Annotated in this window: 14 protein-coding genes and 6 pseudogenes; 15 read left to right on the top strand and 5 right to left on the bottom strand. The window is 54.2% G+C overall.

The window, feature by feature from the left end; translation table 11 throughout:
* Positions 1-2 precede the first annotated feature (2 nt).
* A complete protein-coding gene (locus J5276_RS28440) occupies positions 3-698 on the bottom strand; it encodes a conjugal transfer ATPase VirC1 (protein ID WP_209160110.1) in 696 nt (231 codons plus the stop codon).
* A 228-nt stretch (positions 699-926) separates the two neighbouring features.
* On the opposite strand from J5276_RS28440, the gene virD1 reads away from it, so the two are divergent.
* The 5 genes from virD1 to J5276_RS28465 all read left to right on the top strand — a co-directional run bounded on the left by virD1 (position 927) and on the right by J5276_RS28465 (position 9329).
* A complete protein-coding gene (gene virD1, locus J5276_RS28445; RefSeq protein ID WP_209160111.1) occupies positions 927-1370 on the top strand; it encodes a T-DNA border endonuclease subunit VirD1 in 444 nt (147 codons plus the stop codon).
* A gap of 26 nt (positions 1371-1396) precedes the next feature.
* A complete protein-coding gene (locus tag J5276_RS28450) occupies positions 1397-2647 on the top strand; it encodes a relaxase/mobilization nuclease domain-containing protein (RefSeq protein WP_209160112.1) in 1251 nt (416 codons plus the stop codon).
* A gap of 13 nt (positions 2648-2660) precedes the next feature.
* The gene (locus tag J5276_RS28455) at positions 2661-4652 is read left to right on the top strand and encodes a hypothetical protein (RefSeq protein ID WP_209160113.1); all 1992 of its coding nucleotides are present in this window, start codon (positions 2661-2663) and stop codon (positions 4650-4652) included.
* A gap of 59 nt (positions 4653-4711) precedes the next feature.
* On the top strand, positions 4712-6703 hold the full coding sequence (virD4, locus tag J5276_RS28460) for a type IV secretion system ATPase VirD4 (protein WP_209160121.1): 1992 nt from the start codon (positions 4712-4714) through the stop codon (positions 6701-6703).
* 94 nt (positions 6704-6797) lie between these two features.
* Positions 6798-9329 carry a virA/G regulated protein gene (locus J5276_RS28465; protein WP_209160114.1) on the top strand — a complete coding sequence of 844 codons (2532 nt, stop codon included), beginning with the start codon at positions 6798-6800 and terminating at the stop codon, positions 9327-9329.
* Between the two features lie 177 nt (positions 9330-9506).
* Here J5276_RS28465 and J5276_RS28470 read toward each other — a convergent pair whose 3' ends face one another.
* Entirely contained in the window at positions 9507-9737 is a 231-nt protein-coding gene (locus tag J5276_RS28470; RefSeq protein WP_209160115.1) for a hypothetical protein, read from the bottom strand.
* Between the two features lie 52 nt (positions 9738-9789).
* On the opposite strand from J5276_RS28470, the gene J5276_RS28475 reads away from it, so the two are divergent.
* From J5276_RS28475 to J5276_RS28485, 3 genes are all read left to right on the top strand, one after another.
* Positions 9790-9972 (top strand): hypothetical protein, encoded by a 183-nt coding sequence (locus J5276_RS28475; RefSeq protein WP_209160116.1) that lies wholly within the window; start codon positions 9790-9792, stop codon positions 9970-9972.
* A gap of 14 nt (positions 9973-9986) precedes the next feature.
* Positions 9987-11537: a VirE2 family protein gene (locus tag J5276_RS28480; protein WP_209160117.1), complete on the top strand. Its 1551-nt coding sequence runs from the start codon at positions 9987-9989 to the stop codon at positions 11535-11537.
* A gap of 64 nt (positions 11538-11601) precedes the next feature.
* Positions 11602-13419: a hypothetical protein gene (locus J5276_RS28485; protein WP_209160118.1), complete on the top strand. Its 1818-nt coding sequence runs from the start codon at positions 11602-11604 to the stop codon at positions 13417-13419.
* A 244-nt stretch (positions 13420-13663) separates the two neighbouring features.
* On the opposite strand, the gene J5276_RS28490 is transcribed toward J5276_RS28485, so the two are convergent.
* Positions 13664-14766 (bottom strand): IS3 family transposase gene (locus J5276_RS28490; protein ID WP_104679491.1). Its coding sequence is split into 2 segments (ribosomal slippage): positions 13664-14505 and positions 14505-14766, totalling 1104 coding nucleotides; the frame shifts between segments, so codons are not numbered across the junction.
* A gap of 96 nt (positions 14767-14862) precedes the next feature.
* Here J5276_RS28490 and J5276_RS28495 point away from each other — a divergent pair.
* Positions 14863-15137, top strand: a pseudogene (locus J5276_RS28495) (transposase); the annotation flags it as partial.
* 238 nt (positions 15138-15375) lie between these two features.
* Here J5276_RS28495 and J5276_RS28500 read toward each other — a convergent pair.
* The gene (locus J5276_RS28500) at positions 15376-16428 is read right to left on the bottom strand and encodes an IS110 family transposase (RefSeq protein ID WP_209160122.1); all 1053 of its coding nucleotides are present in this window, start codon (positions 16426-16428) and stop codon (positions 15376-15378) included.
* A 64-nt stretch (positions 16429-16492) separates the two neighbouring features.
* Here J5276_RS28500 and J5276_RS28505 point away from each other — a divergent pair.
* Positions 16493-17014, top strand: a pseudogene (locus tag J5276_RS28505) (IS3 family transposase); the annotation flags it as partial.
* 1 nt (position 17015) lies between these two features.
* Here the strand turns inward: J5276_RS28505 and J5276_RS28510 are convergent.
* Positions 17016-18056: pseudogene (locus J5276_RS28510) on the bottom strand (recombinase family protein); the annotation flags it as partial.
* A 70-nt stretch (positions 18057-18126) separates the two neighbouring features.
* Between J5276_RS28510 and J5276_RS28515 the strand changes: the two are divergent.
* The 5 genes and pseudogenes from J5276_RS28515 to repC form a co-directional block, all read left to right on the top strand.
* Positions 18127-18576, top strand: a pseudogene (locus J5276_RS28515) (IS30 family transposase); the annotation flags it as partial.
* Between the two features lie 66 nt (positions 18577-18642).
* Positions 18643-18891 (top strand): annotated as a pseudogene (locus J5276_RS28520) (transposase); the annotation flags it as partial.
* 215 nt (positions 18892-19106) lie between these two features.
* Positions 19107-19862, top strand: a pseudogene (locus J5276_RS28525) (IS110 family transposase); the annotation flags it as partial.
* 417 nt (positions 19863-20279) lie between these two features.
* Positions 20280-21182: a plasmid partitioning protein RepB C-terminal domain-containing protein gene (locus tag J5276_RS28530; protein ID WP_209160123.1), complete on the top strand. Its 903-nt coding sequence runs from the start codon at positions 20280-20282 to the stop codon at positions 21180-21182.
* Between the two features lie 85 nt (positions 21183-21267).
* Positions 21268-22587: a plasmid replication protein RepC gene (repC, locus tag J5276_RS28535; protein WP_209160124.1), complete on the top strand. Its 1320-nt coding sequence runs from the start codon at positions 21268-21270 to the stop codon at positions 22585-22587.
* Positions 22588-22747: the final 160 nt, after the last annotated feature.

Consider the following 22747-nt stretch of genomic DNA (forward strand, 5'->3'; position numbering starts at 1 on the left):
CTTCAATTCCCCAAGGTTTCGCCAATCAATTCTGAAATTGTCATGAGCTCCTCCATCGCAACTTTGAGATTCCGCTCAAGAAGACGCATCGTTGGATTATTTGTCGTGTTCAGTAATGTGAGATGTAACATGCCGCGTTCCTTCATTGCGGCGAATGCGTCTCTCTCGTGCATTGGAGATTGCACGACGGGCAGGCTCGCCAACATGTCTGACATCGCGCGTTGCGATGTCGTCAATCGCCCAACCGGGACTCGTTGGCGCAACACGGCTGTCGGAATTACCAGGTTCTCGCTCAGCAGCAGCTCGACGACATAACGGTATGTTGACAGTGCCTCATCGATGTCGAGTGGGGTTAACATTGTGGGGATTACAAGCAGGTTTGAGCTGGCGATGATTGTGTTGTTGAGTTCGCTCGAACCGCCATGCGTATCGGCCAACGCATAGTCGAATTCGTGAAGCTCGGCGTCCTCATAAGCCGCTTCAAGCAGTGACATTTCTTGTGCAGCGTACACTTCGCACGACGTATCCCAGGTGTCGATACGCATGGCGTTTTCTTTCCATCGGGTTAACGGCCGGTTCTCGTCGGCATCGAAGAGAGCCACTCTTTTGCCGTCTCTGGCAAAAGCAGTACAAAGGCCCATGAGCGCCGTGGTTTTGCCAGCTCCTCCTTTAAATGAGCAAAATGTCAAAAGTTTCATGAGTTTATCCTACCGACGTTGTGAACGGGACTTCTTCTGTATTTTTGTTTGTATGTGTGGATGTGTATATAATAAGAAATATCATGACCATATTTCATTTTCATTGTAACGGCGTTGCAATTGCAACTATATATAACGGAATATGCCCAGTATATTATTGAATTTATTTTGTGAAAGGTTAGATTCCATTGCTCTCGACTTGAAGATTTCACTTCTATGGAGCAAGCCATGTCGCAAAGCGCGCAACCCACTTCGAGTGACATCGACCGGCGCGAAAGCCCCAAGGTTGAGGGTTTCAAGGTCGTGAGCACTCGATTGCGATCAGCCGAATATGAGAGCTTTTCCCGACAAGCCCGTCTGCTAGGGCTCTCCGACAGCATGGCCATAAGAGTTGCGGTTCGCCGTATTGGCGGCTTTCTCGAAATCGATGCAGAGACTCGTCAGAAGATGGAAGCCATACTTTATTCCATAGGAGCACTCTCAAGCAACGTTGCCGCGCTGCTATGCGCCTACGCTGAAAATCCCATACCGGATTTAGACGCTCTGCAAGCTGAACGGAACGCTTTCGGTAAGTCCTTTGCTGACCTCGACGCCTTGCTTCGTTCCATCTTGTCTGTATCACGCCGACGGATTGACGGTTGCGCCATGTTGAGGGAGGCCTCTCAGTACTAATTAACACTTGGCGGGGAAGCTGTTGGATGCCGGAGCGAGCTCAAGTTATCATCCGCATTGTGCCGGGAGGTGGGACCAAGAGCCTTCAACAGATTATCAATCAGTTGGAGTATCTATCCCGTAAAGGCAAATTGGAGCTACAGCGCTCGGCCCGGCATCTCGATGTTTTTGTGCCACCGGATGAGATCCGTGCGCTTGCCAAGAGTTGGGTTCAAGAGACTGGAACCTATGACGAAAGTCGGCCGGACGAAGAAAGGCAACAAGAGTTGACCACACACATCATTGTAAGCTTTCCTGCGGGTACAAGTCACGCAGCCGCGTATGCCGCGAGCCGGGAATGGGCAGCCGAGATGCTTGGGTCGGGCGCTGGTGGAGGGCTTTACAATTATCTGACAGCCTTTCACATTGATCGCGATCACCCACATCTGCATGTTGTCGTGAATCGTCGCGAACTTCTGGGACACGGCTGGCTGAAAATATCTCGGCGCCACCCCCAGCTGAACTATGACGCCATGCGCATTAAAATGGCCGACATCTCGCTTCGTCATGGCATCATGCTCGATGCAACCAGGCGAGCAGAACGTGGCATCACCGAGCGACCCATCACTTACGCGCAGTATCGGCGCCTCGAGCGGGAGCAGGCCAATCAAATTCGTTTCGAGGATTCTGATCTCGAACAATTGTCATCCGGAGGAAACCAGCAAGAACTGGATCGATCTTCCGGTTCTTCTCTCGGTGAGCCATCCCGAAACGTGACGGAAGGTTCAAAACGAAACGAACCTCTGCAGCCGGCCTCTGAAGTTCATTCCCAAGCACCAATCGGATCGAACGACCATGGTGTGCCGCCGGCTCGTGGACTGTTGGGAAACGCTTCCCGTTCTGAAGCCTTTAGCGATGTAGCCTTACCTGACACGCACACGACAAGCAGAGATGACGTTCGGCAACCGCCTCATCGAAAACGGCCTCACGATGATCAGGAAGAGCACAGTGGCGCAAAACTGGCCAGAGTAGGTGAGATTCGGGAGGGGACTTCAATCCCTAACGAACCGATTGTCCCGGAGAATCCTAGTACATCGCCTATCCAGCCCCCCTACCCAAATCCGTCGCATGAGCCGGGCCAAATCACCATCGCTACGGACGGAATACCTCCGGCAGCCGAACGCCCGCCTCAGGGAAAGCCAAGTTCTAAGCGTCCTCGTGAGAACGACACCGAGCTCAGCATCCACAAGCGTTCAAGCGGCGGGCGCAGCCAAGGCAATGAGGGAAATAGAAGGTAGAAAGGGATCGATCATGGCAGACGAGGAATCCCGTCAGGATTTCACCAGCGACGGAAGAGCCAGAAGGGTACCGATCCCGGTTACACCCATATCGACCGCTGTCCAACGCGGCCGAAGAGAACCCGCGGTAACAACCGGCTCCTTACGACGGTTAAATCTTGGTGGAGCCAGCGTCGATCCAAGTATGTCCTCCGGCAGTCGGCAGCATGCGGTCCCTGCGCCGAATATCACAGAGATAGTCCCGGCGGGGTCAGGTGAAGCTCCGGCAGTCCGATCAGCGATTTTTTCAACGCCAAAAGATTATTTTCGCACGGCCATGCAATACATCCTGAACCTTGAAAGGGAGTCTATTGCTGGAACGAACCATGAAGCGGCGGCGTCGTCACGTTTTAACACGGGGGGAACAAAGCGATTGCACGAGCAGGAGCAATCCGGAAACGACGATGAATCAATGGCGAAGCGGAAGACCGGCTCGGAAATGCAGGTGGGTACTATTGCCGCGTCCCTGGCTATGAAAGATGGTTCGAGCGCGACGCCTGCATCACAAGGGGTTCACCCCCCTGCAACGGGTCTCAATAATATAGAAAAGACTGGAGAGAGCGGTACGCAATCTCCGCATGAAATCATGACGTTGGACAAGGGTTCAACTCATGATGTGATCCTTCCTGGCGAGAGCCAGCAGCCTGAAAAAACATCCGACGGCGGGCCATATTGGATGGTAGACAGTGGGGATAGCGAGACCAATAGCCTGCCATCGACGCAACAGGGCATTTCTAGCCCAGAGCTGGACGGCCTCGATTCGCTTGCCGACAGCAGTTCGCCCATCCACACTCAGGTTATTTCTGCTGACATAGCTGTTGCGGATTTAAGCAATGAGGCAGGGTTCCCTGGCATCGAAAGTACTCAAGTCGTCGCGAGCACTGACTACTCATTCAGCGCGACCGAAATCGGCGGACAAACTGCTTCGAGATTGATCCATGAAAATTCAGCTCGATCGCTTGGCTCACCTGACAAACGCTTCGATGTCTTTCCCGAATTGACCGACGAAGACTTGGCGCGGATCGATGAACTCTCCGAAGCCCGTTGGCCTTCGAGGCGGGATGTTGCGCAAACTATCCATCCGGTCAGCTTGGACGATGCGTTCTCACGCGATGATCTCGCTGCAGGCCACGAGGGCCTGCTTGCGAACCCTTCGGTCCACCATGAGGCTTCTAGTAAGGAACCGGGCTTGTCAGAAACGACGTCCGACCATTTCCCCGAATTGACCGACGAGGACCTGGCGCGGATCGATGCACTCTCCGAAGCCCGTTCGCCTTCGAGGCGGGATGTTGCGCGCACTATTCACGCGGTCAGCTTGGGCGATGCCTTCTCACGTGAGGATCTCGCTGCAGGCCACGAGGGCCTGCTTGCGAACCCTTCGGTCCACCATGAGGCTTCTCGTAAGGAATCGGGCTCGTCAGAAGCGAAGTCCGACGATTTCCCACAATTGAGTGACGGGGACCTGGCGCGAATCGACGCACTTTCCGAAGCCTTTCCAACTTGGAGGCGGCAGGTTGCCAACACCACTCAGTCGTTGAGCCTGAACGGCGCTTCCTCATCCGCGAGGGCTATCGAGGGCCCTAGCGGCCGGCTTGCGAATCCCGCTGTCCATCGGGAGGCTTTTCGGCAGCAATCGAGCCCCTCAAAAACGAATTTCAATGGCGTGCCGGAGTTGATAGCTGAGAATCCGGCACGGATTGATGCGCGTTCCGAGACCTATGATCCTAGATTTCCGAACGACGCCGAAAATCCTGTCACCGGATTCAGACTACCCTCTCGTATGGCCTACCAGGTGGCGGATCCTGGAACTTCAAACGTAAAAACCGCCGGCGACCGAAACGAACTTCGCGACGAACATGCGGACCGGTTAGCGGATCAGTCCACGGGCCGAAGCGGACATGGCCGTGACGCGCATCGTCGTACGAGGGCATTTGAATCGCGGGGGCGGGAAAGTTATGGGCTTTAGATCCAACTGCCCGTAAACAAATTGGCGTTCCCGATAGGTGAACGAAGCGTGGTCACGTGATGAATTCAAGCAGGTACACGCCATTACGCCTCGCTGTGAGCGTAGCATGTTCACTGGCCGTTGGGTTTTGTGCGGCAAGCCTCTATGCGACATTTCGCCATGGCTTTGCTAGCGAAACGCTCATGACTTTCAGCGCTTTTGCGTTCCTGTATGAAACACCGTTTTATCTGGGATATGCAAGCCCTCCGTTCTACCGCGGACTCGCCATCATCATGGCCACCGCAACGCTGGTGTTGCTGAGTCAACTGTTGTTATCGATGCGAGATCGCGATCATCACGGAACTGCTCGATGGGCCGGCTCTGGAGAGATGCGGCACGCGGGCTACCTCCAACGCTACAGTCAAGTCACAGGTCCCATCTTCGGCAAGACCTGTGGACCTCGCTGGTTTGGCAGCTATTTAAGTAATGGAGAACAACCCCACAGTCTTGTTGTCGCGCCGACTCGCGCTGGTAAAGGCGTTGGCGTCGTTATCCCGACGTTGCTTACCTTCAAAGGATCTGTAATTGCTCTGGACGTGAAAGGCGAACTGTTTGAACTTACATCGAGGGCGCGCAAGTCCAGCGGTGATGCGGTTTTCAAGTTTTCTCCCCTCGACCCAGAACGGCGAACGCACTGTTACAATCCCGTACTGGACATAGCCGCATTGCCGCCCGAGCGGCGCTTTACGGAAACGCGCAGGCTGGCCGCAAATCTCATCACAGCCAAAGGCAAAGGGGCGGAAGGCTTCATCGATGGGGCACGGGATCTCTTCGTGGCTGGCGTATTAAGTTGCATCGAGCGCGGTAGCCCGACGATTGGTGCCGTCTACGACCTGTTTGCCCAGCCGGGCGAAAAATACAGACTATTTGCGCAACTCGCGGAAGAAACACAAAACAAAGAGGCTCAGCGAATCTTCGACAATATGGCGGGAAATGACACCAAAATACTGACGTCTTACACGTCGGTGCTTGGCGACGGAGGCCTCAATCTCTGGGCCGATCCGCTTGTCAAGGCTGCTACAAGCCGTTCGGATTTCTCTGTCTACGATCTGAGACTTAAGAGGACTTGCATCTATCTTTGTGTCAGTCCTAACGATCTTGAAGTCATTGCGCCTTTGATGCGACTTTTCTTCCAGCAGGTTGTATCAATCCTGCAGCGATCACTACCAACTACGGATGAACGACACGAAGTTCTGTTTCTCCTTGATGAATTCAAGCACTTGGGCAAGCTTGAAGCTGTCGAAACTGCAATAACTACGATGGCCGGCTACAAAGGCCGCTTCATGTTTATTATTCAGAGCCTGTCGGCTTTGACAGGAACTTATGACGAAGCTGGAAAGCAAAATTTTCTCAGCAATACTGGCGTGCAGGTCTTTATGGCCACTGCTGATGACGAGACGCCAACCTACATTTCTAAAGCAATCGGTGACTACACATTCCAAGCTCGCTCTACGTCTTACAGCCAGGCGCGCATGTTTGATCATAATATCCAGATATCCGACCAAGGAGCCCCGCTTCTGCGAGCTGAGCAAGTCCGCTTACTCGACGACAACTATCAAATTGTCCTGATCAAGGGCCAACCTCCTCTCAAACTACGAAAGATCCGATATTATTCTGATCTCATATTGAAGCGCATTTTTGAAAGCCAACGGGGGTCCCTTCCGGAGCCTGCATCTTTGACACTGCCGGAAGACGCGAACCATGCCAACGATGGTCCAGCTCAAAGAGGAGCGGACACAACGTTGCAGGCACCTGCGCAGATAGAACAGGTTTACCAAGGGGAGGTCGAGAGCTTCCGAAGCGGAAGCATGGCTGATGGGGAGGACAAGGTTGCAATTGCAATGAAAGCTCGTCCAGTTCTGAACGACCTTGGCAGCGCGGTAGAGTGCGAGGGTGCGGACATGGCAAACTCCGAGCAGCTTTCTGAAATCGCTCCAGCTCTTGTCGCGCAGCGTAAACTCCTTGAACAGATCATTTCGCTACAGCAACGTGGAAGAACAACTTTCGGCTGAAGCTCGTCGTGACACCTTTTGGATACAGCGTCAGACGTCCTATTCCGCAAATTCATTGCAACCTCAGAAAGCTACCGATTGATGAGATATCGCCATGAAACCGTCAGGAAACTCGAAAATTGGATTCGCCGGGCTTGCCAGATCTTCATCGCACGGTCACGGTGGGTCTACGCCTGTCCTTCGTCCCAACAAACCTAAGAGCCCTTTTGCGGCTTCCCCGTCTAACCGCCAAACCGAGCCACGTGGGGAATTATCTCCGCCATTCCTTTATGATGGAATGAGACTGGGGGCTGCCGAGCAGTCCGCTTGCGAAACATGGGATGGAGGGGACAGGCCCACCTGGAAAGACCTAATACTGAGTGCTCGCGTTAACAGGATTAACGGTTCCGCTTGGAGTTTTAACGCCGGAGAAACCACCTCTTCGGCTTTTGTCTATGAGGGTGTTCCTCTGGGGGAAGAGGAACGGCGTACATACGAGCAATGGGCGGAACCAGCGCAGCCGAGTTGGGAAGAACTCGTTATCAGCGCTCGTATTGAAGAACTAAATACACTCGCTTCAATTCCGAATGCGTGTGGTCGGTGCCAAACAGACCAAGCATTGCGCGCCGATGCATCCAAGCGCAAGCGGGAAGACCTGATCAATCAAAAAAAGACCTTTCTTGAACCATTTGAATATGATGGGATGAGGCTCGGCTCACCTGAACGCGCAGCATGTAAGAACTGGAGCAAACCGCACCCACCAACCTCAAACGAACTTATCATTGAGGGGCGTCTTCGCGCCATCAGCAACTCTACCTGGCACAACGAATTAGATGACAGTTCGATTTTCGAATACGAGGGCATGCCGCTTGGACAGGGCGAACGGCTTGCATATGAAAAATGGCTCGAACCCGCCCAGCCAGGCTGGGAAGACCTCGTTGTAGACGCCCGCATTGCAGAGCTTGCAGAACTATATCCGTCTGCTTCGACGGAATGCGAACATGGGCGTTTTGAAGAAGGCGAGGACGTTCCGCTTAAGGAGCGCGTGCGCACATTTCCAGTTCCAATCATCGCCGAGCAGGAGGTCGGCGTATCCTTTCTATACGATGGAGTGGCGCTCGGGGCAGCCGAGCGCGCTGCGTATGATCGCTGGAGCAAGCCGGACCGACCAAATTGGGACGATCTTATCTTAGACGCACACCAAACTGCTGTTGAACACGATGGCTTTTTGCGCCCAGCGATTGGAGAGGCAACTTCATCAGTCTTCTTATATGAGGGAATGTCGCTTGGAAATGCGGAACGTGAGGCGTACGGGAGGTGGCGGCAGCCAGCCCAGCCGCGGTGGCAAAACCTTGTGGTGAATGCGCGTCTGGCAGAGCTCGACCCGTCGGCCTGGATTCTCGATGAACATGATCCGTTTGAAGATAGCGAAGCGGCGGCTTTCCCAGCGCAAGCAACCAGAGCCAATACGTCCCAACCCGCTTTGGATAATCAGCCCGTATCACACCGGCCCGGCTTTGCAACTGGGGCAACACGAGGGAAGACTCACGATGCAAACCCCTCGACCGGACAGCCGGGAACACGGCGTACACTATGTTTCGAATCCTCTGGGCGGGATGTGGGTGAACCGCAGAGCGTCGAGGACAGAAATTGCTTTTACGGTGTCGGCAAAGTCCGGCGGCTAGGTGCTAAAAGTTATCAACGCGACGAGGCGACCACCTATAGCGCTAGTTCAAGCACGAAGAGACTGTCGCCTGATATAGGCAGGTGTATCGCATCGTCCTCTCCGCCAAAAAAAGCTGTGGTTTCGAAAGTTGATAATATTGGCACTTACGGAAGCCGGAAAAATGAACGCGTGCGGCTGGCCACCGAGACCGGAAAATACGAGTCTGAGCACATTTTCGGATTCAAAGTTGTCCACGATATCTTGCGCTCAACCAAAGAGGGTAGGCGTCTGGAAAGACCAATGCCCGCATACCTCGAATGCAAGAGCCTCCATCGACAACATGTGGGTACCGGGAAGGGAAGAACCAGGCTGGTCGGGCGGGGCTGGTCAGATGACGCAAGCTACCGCTCGGACCAAAGGGCAACCCTGTCGGACCCCGTGGCGTCCGAGGAAGGTGTAGCGGCTTCAAACGGCTACCAATTGAACCAGCTAGGCTACGCTCACCAACTCGCGAATGGCGGTCTGCAAAGCGAAACGCCCGCTGAGGTCATCATACCGCTACAGATCGCGACAACCAGCTACAATTATACGGTAAGTCGTGATCCTGTACTCTTGCCGCCTACTAAAGAGCAATCGTCTCAATTGCTGCATCTTGGACCCCGGGGGCAAACAGAAGCTTTGCTAGCCCGCGAAACCGCATTGACCGGAAAATGGCCCACCCGCGAGCGTGAGCAGCAAGTCTACCGGGAGTTTTTGGCCCTACATGCTATCAAGAAGGATCTGGAGGCCAAGCCGATTAGTTCGAGGAAGAAAAAAGCTGCGCTTGTTTCTGCTTTGAACCGTACTGCCGGTTTGATAGGCGCGTCGCTTATGAAAGCTGGGCCGTTAATCGCAGAGGTCGAAAATAGAGCTGACAAGATCGATCAACCACGGACTTATGATCCGCGCGATCATCGCCGAGACGAGAGCTTCGGCCGATGACTAAGCTCATGATAATCAGGTTGTAAGGACACCTTGAAGGCACACGCGATGAAGGAGAGATACTTCGGCTGCTCAACTCGCCTACAGCCTAACGACAAGCAGGCTGGGTTAAGGTCTTCAGGGTTACAGTTGAAACGTCAAACATCTTTAGCGCCCTGGGATCTAATGGTACTTTAATCACAAAGCGCGCTGATGATGATCGATAAAAACCTTGAAGGCAATGACGCGAGACATGCAGCCGAAAGGTTTACTGGAAATACAAAGTTGGCGCTTATCCGAGATCTCCCATTCGAGTATCGGCCACCACAGAAGTGGAACGCAGGCCAGCGCCGCCGAAAGCAGGTTGTAACCGTCTTTCCCGCCCGAGTGAGAACATCGCAAAAGCATCAATGGGACCGTGGTTTTCATCAGCGCTCTCATCGTCACGATAAAGTCAATTCTGATCAAACGGAGCAACAGCATGGCGATTAAAAAGCTTCTCACCCTCATCAGCCGCAACTCACCAAACGCAGAAAATGAAGTCGCTCAGGAACAACCCTATAGCGATCCGGTGAGTACGTTCTCTCCTATGGATCTAAAACTGATTGAGCTTGAGGACTTTCTCCTCAACTCCCCGGTTCCTAAGGAACGAACAGTTGATTGACAAGGAATCCAATCATGGACCCGAATGCAATAACGCCCTCAGGGAATGATGTATATGAGCCTCTTCGCCCACACGCGGCGGAGAATGAGGGAGATCTGAAAGCCAAAAGGCAGAAATTGCCTGAGCATCTCTCAGATTTAATGGATGAGGGAGAAAAAACCTTCAATCTGAGCCAGGAGAGCGTTGATGCGCCGTCCTCCGCTTCCAGTTCCATCACCGACGATCAGCAGGTAGAGTATATCGCGGCTCTACTGAAGGAAATTCCTCTGCTGCCCGGAGCAGCCCGACGGCCTGATGAGTATATTCTGGTGGTCGGGACGGGGTCGGGGAGAGTGACCGGGACGGTCAAGGGCAAGCTCGGCCGTTTGCCAACCAGGGACGAGTTCAATAATGCCTGCCGTCTCTATCGAGATGGCGCTGGTAATTATTTCCCGCCGCCGCAAGCATATAACAGAATTTTAGTCCCGGACGAGATAGAAGACAAAGCTGCGTTCAGGAAAGATGTTTGGTACAAAGCTCATCGTGAGATGAACATATCCGGAACAAGAATGTATTTCGATTTGGATCCGAAATATCCACTCGATAAATACGGAAAACTTAGACCTGAAGACCAATACACTGAAACAGCATACGGACGGCGAAAAGTTCAAAGACACTACCTCCATTCCTTTCAGGCGGGTATGTTGCTTCCTGACATAATGATCAAGACGCCAGACAATGATGTTTATTTCGTTAGCAGGTCTGAAAACGACCGTTATACCAACAAGACGTTTCAGGAATTTGAGGCGATAATCAAGAGGACGTACGGCAGCGAGAGCGAAATCAAACTCAAATCAGAATCAGGAATTATGCATGACTCGAAGTATCTCGATGCTTGGCAACAAGGAAGTGCGGATATCCGTTTCGCGTCGTATGCCGGTGAAGTCCGGACTCATAACCCTGATTTGCCCCACGCCATTGTGAATCTGAAAAGCGATGTTCGTCCTCAGGATGTTTTTCTCTCGGTAGAGGCGGTTTTCCAGTCGCCCGGCAATCCGTGGGCGGAGGCGTTAAAGAGAGGCGAACTCTGGGACCGAATTCTCATCCGTGATCGCACCGGGAACACGTATAAGACACCTCAGAGACTGATGTATTCCGATCGCGACCATTTTAAAAAGATCCTGGACCGGGTCGGATTGCCTCATGGAATAGGTGAATTTACCGAGGCAACTGCTACGAAATATGAGAGGTTCCAGACGCAAGCGGCGGTTCTTGTAGCTGATGGGGCTATAATAAAAGACATTAGGAGTCTTTCTGCGGAAGAGAGGACGCAAGCGGTCACCGCACATGTCCTTCTCGCAGACCGAAACTCGCAAAATCAGCGAAAAGGCACTTATACCAGTCTGCTGGAGTACGCGCGTACTAAAGAACAACTACCACATGATGTGGCGGATTTGTTGGGGCATCCGATTGATTATTTTTCCCACGACCGCGTTCAACCGGCGCCGGAGAGGCCACCGATTGTCTATTCCGGGGATCCACGCACTTTTGTACGGGTAAGGGATCAAACCGTCAACAACCTCTAATTTTGCAATGGCTTCTCAATCTTGGTTGCCTGTGCAGTAGATAGATGAACGAAGGAGCTTAGCCATGGTCAGCATCCTGAAAAGTAAATCTCTTGCAGTATCACTAGAGGAAAAGCTTCGTGCAGATCAGCTTGCGCTCGAACAGTCGAAAAGGTCAGCACTAGCTGAGCAGAGGGCCGCCGCTATCAAAATGCGTTCGGAGGACACGCTGAGAAAGCAACCTGTTTTCGCGGACCCACAGCTTCTTGCAAACATCGATAAGGGCTATCGGGGCGAAATTCGCTATAAGCTGCTTGGCAACGAACGTATTCGTATCGACCAGGACCAACAGTTGAGGCATGAGCGTGGGCTTCTGAGGAAGACTACAAATGTCTTGAAGCGGAAGGCCTCTTCCGGCGAGTTGTATTTGGGCACCCACATGCGAAAGACCTGGGCAAGCGTTACGACGCACAAGTTCGGGGAGGATGGAAGCCTTCGCGCGAGGCATGTGAAATACAAAGATGGCCGTTATGAAGAGAGATGGGAGCGAGATGAGCAGGGAGCGCTGATCCGCACAAAGTACATGAATAAGGGAAGTATCGGTGTCGGGCTGGGCAGAACCATCGTGGAGGAAATGAGCGCGCCTTATCGGAGTGGGGCGGATCAAAAACTTTTTCGCAGGATTTGGCGCCAAAGTGGCTCAAAGAAAGAAATATTCGAGCGTGACGATAAAGGTAACCTGGAACTCCTCAGTCGGAAGCGTCGATGGTTTTCCAAGGAGGTTCTAAAAACTGAAGATCGTCGCAGCGCACTAACAGTTATTCGTCGATTTGGTGGTGCGATCAGCAAAACGTACAGGTCCCTTTTAGACACAGAAGGGAATCAGATCGGTAGAGAGGTGGTCAGCCACCGACGGCTATTCAATAAGATTTCAGCAAACTATGATGACCAGACCGGTCAGTTAAAAAGCTACAAGCATACGCTTGGAAAGTTGTTCAAGCGAGAGGCGCTCTATTTAAACGAGCATGTGAAAAGCGTATCCACCAAAATTCTCGGCGTTACAGTGGCGCGGCACTTGACGGTTATTGCCGAAGATGAACGTGCCGATCGAAAGCTTCGAGATATGGAAGTTGCAAGCCATCAGCAGGCTTGGCCACGGCCTCTAGGCAACCAGCCGGTGTTGAGAGAGAATAACACCGGCGGGGATAGCGTAAAACCAGCGGCCGCGGTGGGTCAGGATCAGAAATCGATCAATGATACACCCACTTTGGCGAGCACGCCGTCTGCAAGCCCGGATTTTAGGGAGAGGGCATCACGCCTCCTAGCTGGATTAAGATCATCCGGCATTCAATCTGAAAATAGTGGGGCCAAGCCGGCCCAAAATAGTGGGGTCACAGAGCCAAAACCTATGCCTCTTCCCTTGAAGGACACGTTGGGACGTCTTGGAGGCAATTCCACCGATAATCGCTTGAATTCCTTACAGCCAGCCTCTGCAGTTCCATCTGGCTCATCTAAAAATGATCAAGCTGCAACATCCGTTTCTTCCAGTCAGCAACCGAAAAATCCACAGCAAAATGAGATATCGAACCTCCTCCAAGCAATGCCAGTGCCGGGGTTTGATAAGCGCCCCAATGCAATTGCAACAGGCGGTCAATTTAATAGTTTGCGTCCTCTAGGTAGCGATCCGCAGTCGCTGTTTGGTGAGCCAAGCTCTCAGCACAATCAAAAGGTCAGCCCAGTGTCCCCGTCTCATAATGCTAAACCGCTGAACACAGAAGAACAAGCAAAGGTAAACGAATTGCTCTCCTTCCCCTTGCCTGATGCGGGTAACGCGACGTCCCCACTTGGGGGTTATGATACCCGGAGCCGAGACCGTTCTGCCTCATCGGCGGTAACGCTTTAGACCACATCACCCATTGGGTCATAGTAAGGCGAAGGGGCGGTCGGTGGGTGCGCTCAAGCACACCTTACCGGCTTCAGGGCATCTTTCATCGGGCCTCACCGCTTCTAAAATCTGCATTGCAACGGCGCGGTCGACCCTGACTGACCTGCCACGGGTAATTTCCTCCAGAATTGGTTAGAGTCCGGCCCATTGTGAACCGCCCCAGGTTTCTGGACCATCTGAGGCTAGAGTTTTCCGGCTTCATTCAGGGAGGCGGGCTGGTTGAGCCTCCTGATTTCATCAGCGAGATCGGTACCTTATTGCCGATCGCACCATGCGGCCGAAACTCATTATAGTCTATACGCCAATCCTCCATCTTTTCGCGGGCATCCGCAAGGGTCAGGAACCAGTGCTGATTCAGACATTCGGCGCGGAAGCGGCCATTGAACGCTTCAATGAACGCATTGTCGGTCGGCTTGCCCGGGCGTGAGAAGTCCAAGGTGACGCCTTTGGCGTAGGCCCAAAGGTCAAGATCGCGAGACACGAACTCAGTCCCCTGATCGACACGGATCGTCTTCGGGTAGCCAACTTTCCGGCATACCCGTTCCAAGGTTTGCACGACATCTTCACCTCGATAGCTGTGACGTGGATCAAGCACCGGCACATAGCGCGAGAAGGTGTCGACCACCGTGAGCACCCGCAGTTTCTTGCCGGTCGCGAGTTGGTCGTGAACGAAGTCCATCGCCCAGACATCGTTCGGTCCAACGGCCATTTGCCGATCTTCCCGCAGCTTGGCTTTGACCCGTCGCTTCGGCGTCTTGTTACGCAGTTGCAGGCCCAAGTCTCTGTAAATGCGATAGGTTCGCTTGATGTTGGTCCCCCAACCCTCGCGCTCCAACAATACATGCACGCGACGATAGCCGTAGCGAACACGTATCTCGCAGATCTCACGAATACGACGTTCCAGACCGGCCTGATCGGCACGGCGAGAGGTGTAATGGTAGGTCGACCGATCGAAGTTCAGTGCCCCACAGGCACGCCGGATCGAGATCATCCAATCCCGGCACATGCCTTTCACCATCTCGCGTTTCCGAGCAGGCCTTAGAGCTTTCGCCGAATGACATCCTGCAACATCTCACGGTCCAGCGTCAGGTCCGCGACGATCTTCTTCAACCGCGCATTCTCGTCCTCGAGCTGCTTCAGCTTCTTCATCTCCGGCGGCAGCATGCCCGCGTATTTTTTCTTCCAGTTGAAATAGGTCGCCTGGCTGATCCCCGCCTTCCGGCAGATCTCCGCAACCGACACTCCTTCATCACCCTGCTTCAGAATGAACGCCTTCTGTGCGTCCGAAAACTGTGATGCTTTCATCGTCTTCCGTTCCTTTCCCAGCCAGGAAAATGCACCGGAAAACTCTAACCAAAAACGGTCCAGTTTGAAGGGTTCAGATCAATTGAGGACGGACGCATGAAGAAGCAGAGATTTACGGAAGAGCAGATTATCGGGGTTCTGCGTGAGCAGGAGGAGGCTGGCGCGAAAGCGGCTGACCTGTGCCGCAAGCACGGGATTTCCGAGGCGACATTTTACAACTGGAAAGCCAAATACGAGGGCATGGAGGTCTCCGAGGCGAAACGGCTGAAGACGCTTGAAGACGAGAAAACGAGAACACGAAGCTGAAACGGCTCCTGGCAGATACGATGCTCGACAATGCGGCTTTGAAAGACATTTTGGGAAAGAATGTATGGCCCGCCTCGTCCGTGCAAGGGTACGCGACATCGTAAATGACGATTCCAGTTGCATAAATGTATCCGGCCTCTCGCGAGTGGGCTGCGGTTGCAGCCAGGCCATGATGAGATCCGCACACGCCGTTTCCAATAAATGGTTCGGGCACGAGGCCCGCTTTTTTGCACAGGACTTACAGCATGTTGATCCACTGTTTCGTCATCACTATTCCCGAGCCTTGCAATCGAGCCCGGAGCGTCAGGTGAAGGCAGGGTCCCTGCGTTCGTAGAGCGCTCCAGGCTTGGTCAGGACGACCCAGACAATCCGGGCCATTTTAGCGGCAAGTGCGACAACAGCTTTGTTGGGGTGCATCCGAGCCTGAAGGCCATCCAGCCAGTTCCCCAATCGATCTCGTGTTCGGTCGAGGTGCCGAAAGCAGGATCGTGCTCCATGAACAAGGAGCTTGCGCACATAGCGGTTTCCCCGCTTACTGATGCCGAGAAGCTTCTGCTTTCCTCCGGTCGAGTATTCCCGTGGCACAAGGCCAAGCCACGCTGCCAGATCGCGAGCTTTCTGGAATTGTCGGCCGTTGCCAACTGCGGCAAGAAGTGCGGTGGCTCCCAACGCTCCGATCCCAGGGATCGTCATGAGCCGTCGTGCGACATCCTCGCGACTGGCGATTGCCTCGATCTCGCGTGTGACGTCACCAATGCGCTGTTCCAATTGGCGCAGATCGGCAAACAGGTCTGCGAGCAGCTTACGCATTGCCGACGAGAGATCGTTGGATTGATCTTCGACAGCGTGCGGCAGGTCGACCTTGAATAGGCCTGCGCCTTGGCGCAGGGCGATCCCGTATTCGAGGCAGAAAGCCCGCATCTGATTGATCAGACGCGTTCGCGTTCCGATCATCTGATCCCGGATCCTGTGCAAAGCCTGAAGATCGGCTTGTTCCTCGCTCTTGAGTGCAGCAAATCGCATTGTTGGTCGCGTGGCAGCCTCAGCGATTGCTTCCGCATCAATGATGTCGCTCTTGTTCGACTTTACGTAAGGCTTCACGAACTGCGCGGGGATCAAGCGCACCTTATGTCCAAGCGCCTGTATCTTTCGGGCAATCCACTGAGATCCGGCGCACGATTCCATCCCCACGATCGCCGGTGCTGCGCGCTCGAAGAACTGTAGCAGCGTGTCGCGTCGGAAACGAACCTTCTGCACTGGCACGCCATCGCTCCCGAGGCCGACAACGTGAAAGATGTTCTTGCCAATATCAATTCCGTAGACAGCCGCTGGGCGCGGCATATTGCGCTGTGGCATGGCAACCTCCTTCGGTTTGGCCACCTCATGATGCGGCAGGATGACGAGGCGGACCATCCCATTAATGGTAGGGCCTGCCGCTAAGCGTGATGCCGTCGCGCACCTGAAGGCCGTCATGGCTCTTTCGGAACGGCGGGCCTGCCAGATCATATCCGCCGACCGCAAGATGGTCCGCTACCGATCCTGCCGACCGCTGGAGGTCGCACTGCGGACGAAGCTGCGCGATCTCGCCAACGAGCGGCGACGTTTCGGCTACCGACGGCTGTTCAATTTGCTTCGGCGTGATGGAGAGCCATCAGGCGTCAATCGCATCTATCGGCTGTATCGCGAGGAGGGTCTTTCCGTTCGCAAACGGAAGGCTCGGCGACGTGCCGTGGGCACACGTGCGCCGATCCTGGTGGAGGCGAAGGCCAATGCGCGATGGTCGCTGGATTTCGTCCACGATCAGTTCGCCTGCGGCAGGCGCTTCCGCGTGCTTAATATTGTCGACGACGTCACGCGCGAATGCCTGGCGGCCATCCCGGACACGTCAATCTCCGGCCGTCGTGTTGCTCGCGAACTGACGACACTGATCGAACGGCGCGGCAATAGCGCGGAATATTATGATTGTTTCCGGTGTACCGAACGGTCAGCTTCCGGCCGCACCTTTTGCAGGGGAAAAGGCCGGCAAGCAGAGCGTCGCCATGCTTCGGTGCTCCATGATGGCGACTGGCCGGTACATTATTGCTGACCATATTGCGGATCTCCTCCGCCCGTTCCCAACTGACGTAGCCTTCGAGCGCATCCGGGATCAGGGCAAGCCATTCATCACGCGCCTTGCGGCGAATTCCAGATCGGCCATCGTATCCCGGCACGGAGCGACTCTTACCATAGGCGTATGCTCCGCCGTAGATCGGGTTCGCAATCATCCGGTGGATGGTGGCATAATTTGGCCTGCGCCAGATGACGTCACCATTGGCGTACCTGACCGGCAGGTCCAGCCCCTGTTCGAGGAACGATAGCAGAGCCTGCCGCGCACTGCCGAGTGCGGCAACCTTGTTGAAGACGAGTGCAATGACTTCCTGGATGCGCCGGTCGGGATCCTTCTCGATCCTGTCACCGGCCTTTACAAAACCGACGGGAACAGCGACGACGAGTTCACCGCGGCGAGCCTTCTCATAGCGGGCGGAAAGGGAACGCTGACGCAAGAGATCGAGCTCATACTCGTTGAGACTGCCCTTCAAACCCAAGAGCAGGCGGTCGTTGCCCTGGCGGGGCGCATAAACCGCTTCCTGATCGACCAGAACGGTATCGACAACACGGCACATCTCGATGAGTTGCTGCCAGTCCCGGCTGTTGCGGGCGAAGCGCGATACCTCACGCGCGGCCACGGCGCCCACCTTGCCAAGGCAGACTTCCGCCACCATCCGGTCAAATCCAGCACGGGTCACGCCGCCGGCGGCCGAACGACCAAGGTCATCATCTACCGTCTCTATATGTGACCATCCGAGTGCTGCCAGTCGGTCCCGCATGGCATACTGCAGGGCGCTGCTTTCGCGATTGTGCAGAACCTGGTGAGCCGAGGACTGCCGAACATAAAGGATGGCCTTCCGCTCGAGACGGTGCGGTCCGATCTTCTCATGCATCATGACCGGTCTCCTTCTGCCGGGAGACGCGCCCGCAGTTTGCGTGATCGACGAACAGCCGCACGATGAGCACCGTCAGCGCCTGGAGCGCCATCCGGTCTCGGTCAGTCATGAAACGATCTATAAGTTTGCATACTCATCCGACGGGCATGCGATTAAGCTGTGGCGGCACCTTCCAGAGCATCGTGCTCGACGGCGACCACGATACGCAAGACGTAAGCACGGACAAAGGTTTAGTCCAGACCTCAACATCTTGCGGCGGCCGGATGCTGTTGCCGAGCGCAAACAATTTGGTCATTGGGAATGCGATCTGATCCAGTTCCGGAAGAAGTTTGGGAAGGCAAACCTGACATCGCTCGTAGAAAGGGTCAGCCGCTTTGCAATCTTCCTACGCAACAACGACCGGCAATCCCGGCCCGTCATGGATGGCCTTGTTCGTGTCCTGCAAGCCCTGCCCCACCTCGCCCGCCGATCGATCACGTTCGACCGCGGAACAGAGTTCACTGATTGGCCCTATCTTCAGGCAAGCATTGAATAGCCCGAGATTTGTAGACGCCTTCTTTCCTAATTTTGAGGCAAGAAGAGCATCATGGGCAAATCGAATTTCAGCGAAGAGTTTAAGCGTGACGCGGTGCGGCAGATCACGGAGCGGGGCTATCCGGTGGCTGAGGTTTCGCAGCGTCTCGGCGTCAGCCAGCATTCGCTGTATGAATGGAAGAAGAAGTTTGCTGGGTCGGACTCCAAGGGCAACGACGAGGCCGAGGAGATCAGGCGGCTGAAGAAGGAACTGGCTCGCGTCACTGAGGAACGCGATATCCTAAAAAGCGATCACCGGCTTTGGTCCTCCTGTGCGCGGTAGAAACAGGCTGTGCTACGCTGACCACCGGAGGGGAGTTGCCGACTGCTTATTGGAGGCGATCGACCCCGTTAAAAAACGTGGCACATGGGCTGTTGCGGACTTGAGAGTGGTGACGCGGCTTTGGCGGCGATCCCGGTTAGGAAAATGACGAACTTGCACGGCCCAGCCCCTCCCAATCTATAGGAGGAGAAGTCATGCCAAAGATAATACCTACCAATCCACAAAATCTCACACGCATGAACCCCGGAGCAGCCGCTCTCGACATCGGATCCACGATGCATATGGCCGCAGTCGACCCGGAGAGTGACGATATGCCGATCCGCGCCTTCGGCACTTTCACACATGATCTGCATGATCTCGCCACTTGGTTCCGATCCTGCGGCGTCACAAGCGTTGCGATGGAATCGACCGGGGTCTATTGGATCCCGGCCTTTGAGATAATTGAACAGCACGGCTTTGAGGTGATCCTCGTCAATGCCCGCTACGCCAAAAATGTGCCGGGCCGGAAGACCGATGTCAGTGATGCGGCGTGGCTTCGCCAACTACATTCCTACGGCTTGCTGCGCGGAAGCTTTCGTCCGCAGGCGCAGGTTGCTACGTTGCGAGCCTATTTACGACAGCGAGAACGGCTGGTCGAGTATGCGGCGGCTCATATCCAGCACATGCAGAAGGCTCTGATGGAGATGAACCTGCAACTCCATCATGTCGTCTCCGACATCACCGGCGTAACAGGCATGAAGATCATACGGGCGATTGTCGCCGGCGAGCGCGATCCCGACGTCCTGGCATCATTGCGCGATGTTCGCTGCCACTCCTCTGTCGACACGATCAGAGCATCGCTGATCGGTAACGATCGTGATGAGCATGTGTTTGCGCTTTCCCAATCGCTGCAGCTTTACGACTTCTATCAGCTCAAGATGATTGAATGCGACCGCAAGCTGGAGGCATTGCCGAAGGACGGTTCGCGATGAAGATCGTCGCAGGCGCGAGGCTTGCGAGATGGGCCGGCTTCTGGTCCTGAACGGCTGGGGGCTAACAGGAAAAGAACGAAGCGATCATCGAGTGGTTATCTGCAGATTTGCACGTCACAATTTCTAGTGAGTCGGACAAAAGGCTAAAGATAGCGAGCGAGGAGGTTTGTCCCGCTGCTTTTTCCTTTGCAGGTATCCATTTTGCCTACAAATGAAGTAAATATCTGGAGGATGCTAAGCGGCTGACAACGCGCGATAAAATCTACTTCTGTGCGATGCTCGCCGGCATTTTGTAACCTGCCGTTAACTTTATTCTTCTTGCCACTCTCGCGCAATCGCCGATAACGACGGCACCTGGGCTAAATTCACCCAAATGCCGTTATTTCGAGGAAAGTCATGAGTGGTTTTGCGCCAAACTCGGCGAAGAAGATTGGTTTTGACGATATTATCCTCGCTCAAGGGAGAGATATATCGCGGAAGTTAAACCAGTTGCGTATGGAGAACTATCTTACCCTCACGGCACTCACGGCATCAACCTGCGTACCCATCACGGTTCATCCGCAGATGCTCGACCTGATGTCGATGTCACAGCTTGCCAGAGATCTGAGTCGAAAAGCACGTGCAGTGGTTCGGCAATTGGATGAGCAGGCATACGTTATTAGCCAGGGACAGGAAAACTCTGGTCGTGCCAATTTGAGTTTTATTGGGCGAGCATTGTTTGCTGACCGATTCGAGAAGCTTGCATACGCCCGCGAAGTCATTCAGGCAGCTTTCTCGGTCGACTACCAAACGCTTTCGAAAATGCTTGCCGTCCTATCTGCGTTTGGTGAGCGCCTGATCGAATCCATTGGCCCTGCAAAAGGGGTCGGTCGCGCTCGTTGGCTACAGCTTCGAAAGCTCATCGACGTCCCGAAAAATAAGCTTCTTGCGGAAGAGTTCACGCAAGAATCTGGGTTCAGAAGTCTGCCCCAGACCGAGAGGTTTGACGCGATGTTCAAGTGGCTCCGATCCGGCAAAGAAACAACGACTGTTAAGCGCTCAGAGAATACCCAGCCGCGGCAACTTTGGAAAGCGAAAGACAACGCGTTTAGCGTTTCGCAGAAGGCAACATCAAAGGCCATGATGATCGTTCTTTCGGCATCCAATGGGGTCGCGTTCGGCGACTGGATCACGAAAAACATTGAAAGCTATTGCCAGACTTTCCAACAGCAAGGAAAAACTGAAATCACAACCCGTAAAAGAAAAAGGCCCCCAATCGACAACTGTCGCGGAAGCCTCTCTCAACTCGTAGCAAGCTGAGAATCGCATTTCCAGGAATCGCTGTCAAGAGCCGTGCGGTCATTTGGGCGGCCAGATTTCTTTTGCCTTTTGAAAGGTCGAAAGAATGCAGACGCACGTACCAACGACGCCCTTTGGACGGCGGGCGATGTCGCTTGGCGAGATTTCAAGACAAGTAGCGGTAAAAGACGCGAAGCTTGGCGTTACCGCAAACAAGTGGCATGTGTTCCAGTATATCAGGGAGGCGAGAGAACTCCTCGGCGCAACGGATCGCTCGCTTACGATTCTCAACGCTCTGTTGACTTTCCACCCAGAAACAACGTTAACTGGCGAGGCGGAACTCATCGTCTGGCCATCGAATGAGCAACTTGCGGCGAGAGCCAATGGCATGCCGGCGACGACACTACGCCGGCACATTGCTGTTCTCGTCGATTGCGGCCTGGTTATCCGGCGCGATAGCCCAAACGGCAAACGCTTTGCCCGCAAGGGAAGGGGCGGCGAGATCGAGCAGGCCTACGGCTTCGATCTATCGCCGATCGTGGCAAGGGCAAATGAATTTAGGGACATGGCAGCGGCCATCCAAGCTGAGAAGAAAGCATTCCGGGTTGCGAAGGAACGATTGACGCTTTTGCGGCGGGATATAGTGAAACTGATCGAAGCCGGGATCAAGGAACACGTTCCAGGTAACTGGGGGAGAATTCAGCAGACCTATCAGACAATTATAAGCGAGCTTCCACGTTCGGCGCCGCGAAAGATAGTGGATGATATCTGCATCGATCTTCATGCATTGTACACCGAAATCCGAGACACCTTGGAATCTTTTGCAAAAACGCAATTTACGGATGCCAATGAGTCCCATTTTGGTTGCTACATACAGAATTCAAATCCAGACAGCATCTTTGAACCTAAGCAAGGCAATGGAGAAAAGCAGGAGGTGAGCGGCACGGTCGACGATCTCGGTAACGGACGAAGTTTGCCGAAGCGAGAACTGCCTTTGGGAATCGTGCTGGAAGCCTGCCCCGGAGTGCTGACACTGGCTCAGGATGGCGAAATCCGCCATTGGCATGACTTTCTGGCCACAGCAGAGCTAACCCGGCCGATGCTGGGCATCAGTCCAAGTGCATGGTGGGAAGCCTGTGAGGTTCTGGGCGAACAGCATGCAGCGATCACGCTGGCCGCGATTTATCAGCGTGCCGATCAGATCGGTTCTGCCGGAGGATACCTGCGTAGCCTCACGGAAAGGGCGAGAGAGGGCAAATTCTCCACCTGGCCAATGATCATGGCGTTGCTAAGAGCGAAACTCGATGCGCTAAAGTCGGCGGAGAAGGATGCACCGTCAGCATCTGTCCGCACTGCGGAGGGCAACTCCAGCTTCAGGCCCTCTAAGGCGTTGTTGCGGTCGCTTGCCAAGCCGAAATCAAGATGACGGCAAATTCAGGCGGAGTTGTGCTCGTCCGCATCACCACTGAGGCCTGCGACGAGGGCGGTCGAGCAAGTCGTTGATAGAAGAGGACGACCAATTGGATTCTCCTCTTGGGGTACGTTCGTGGAGCCATTGTGGCTTTTAGTTCGCGATTTCAATTGAA

It is taken from the genome of Agrobacterium sp. S7/73, assembly GCF_019355535.1.
GTDB lineage: Bacteria > Pseudomonadota > Alphaproteobacteria > Rhizobiales > Rhizobiaceae > Agrobacterium > Agrobacterium tumefaciens.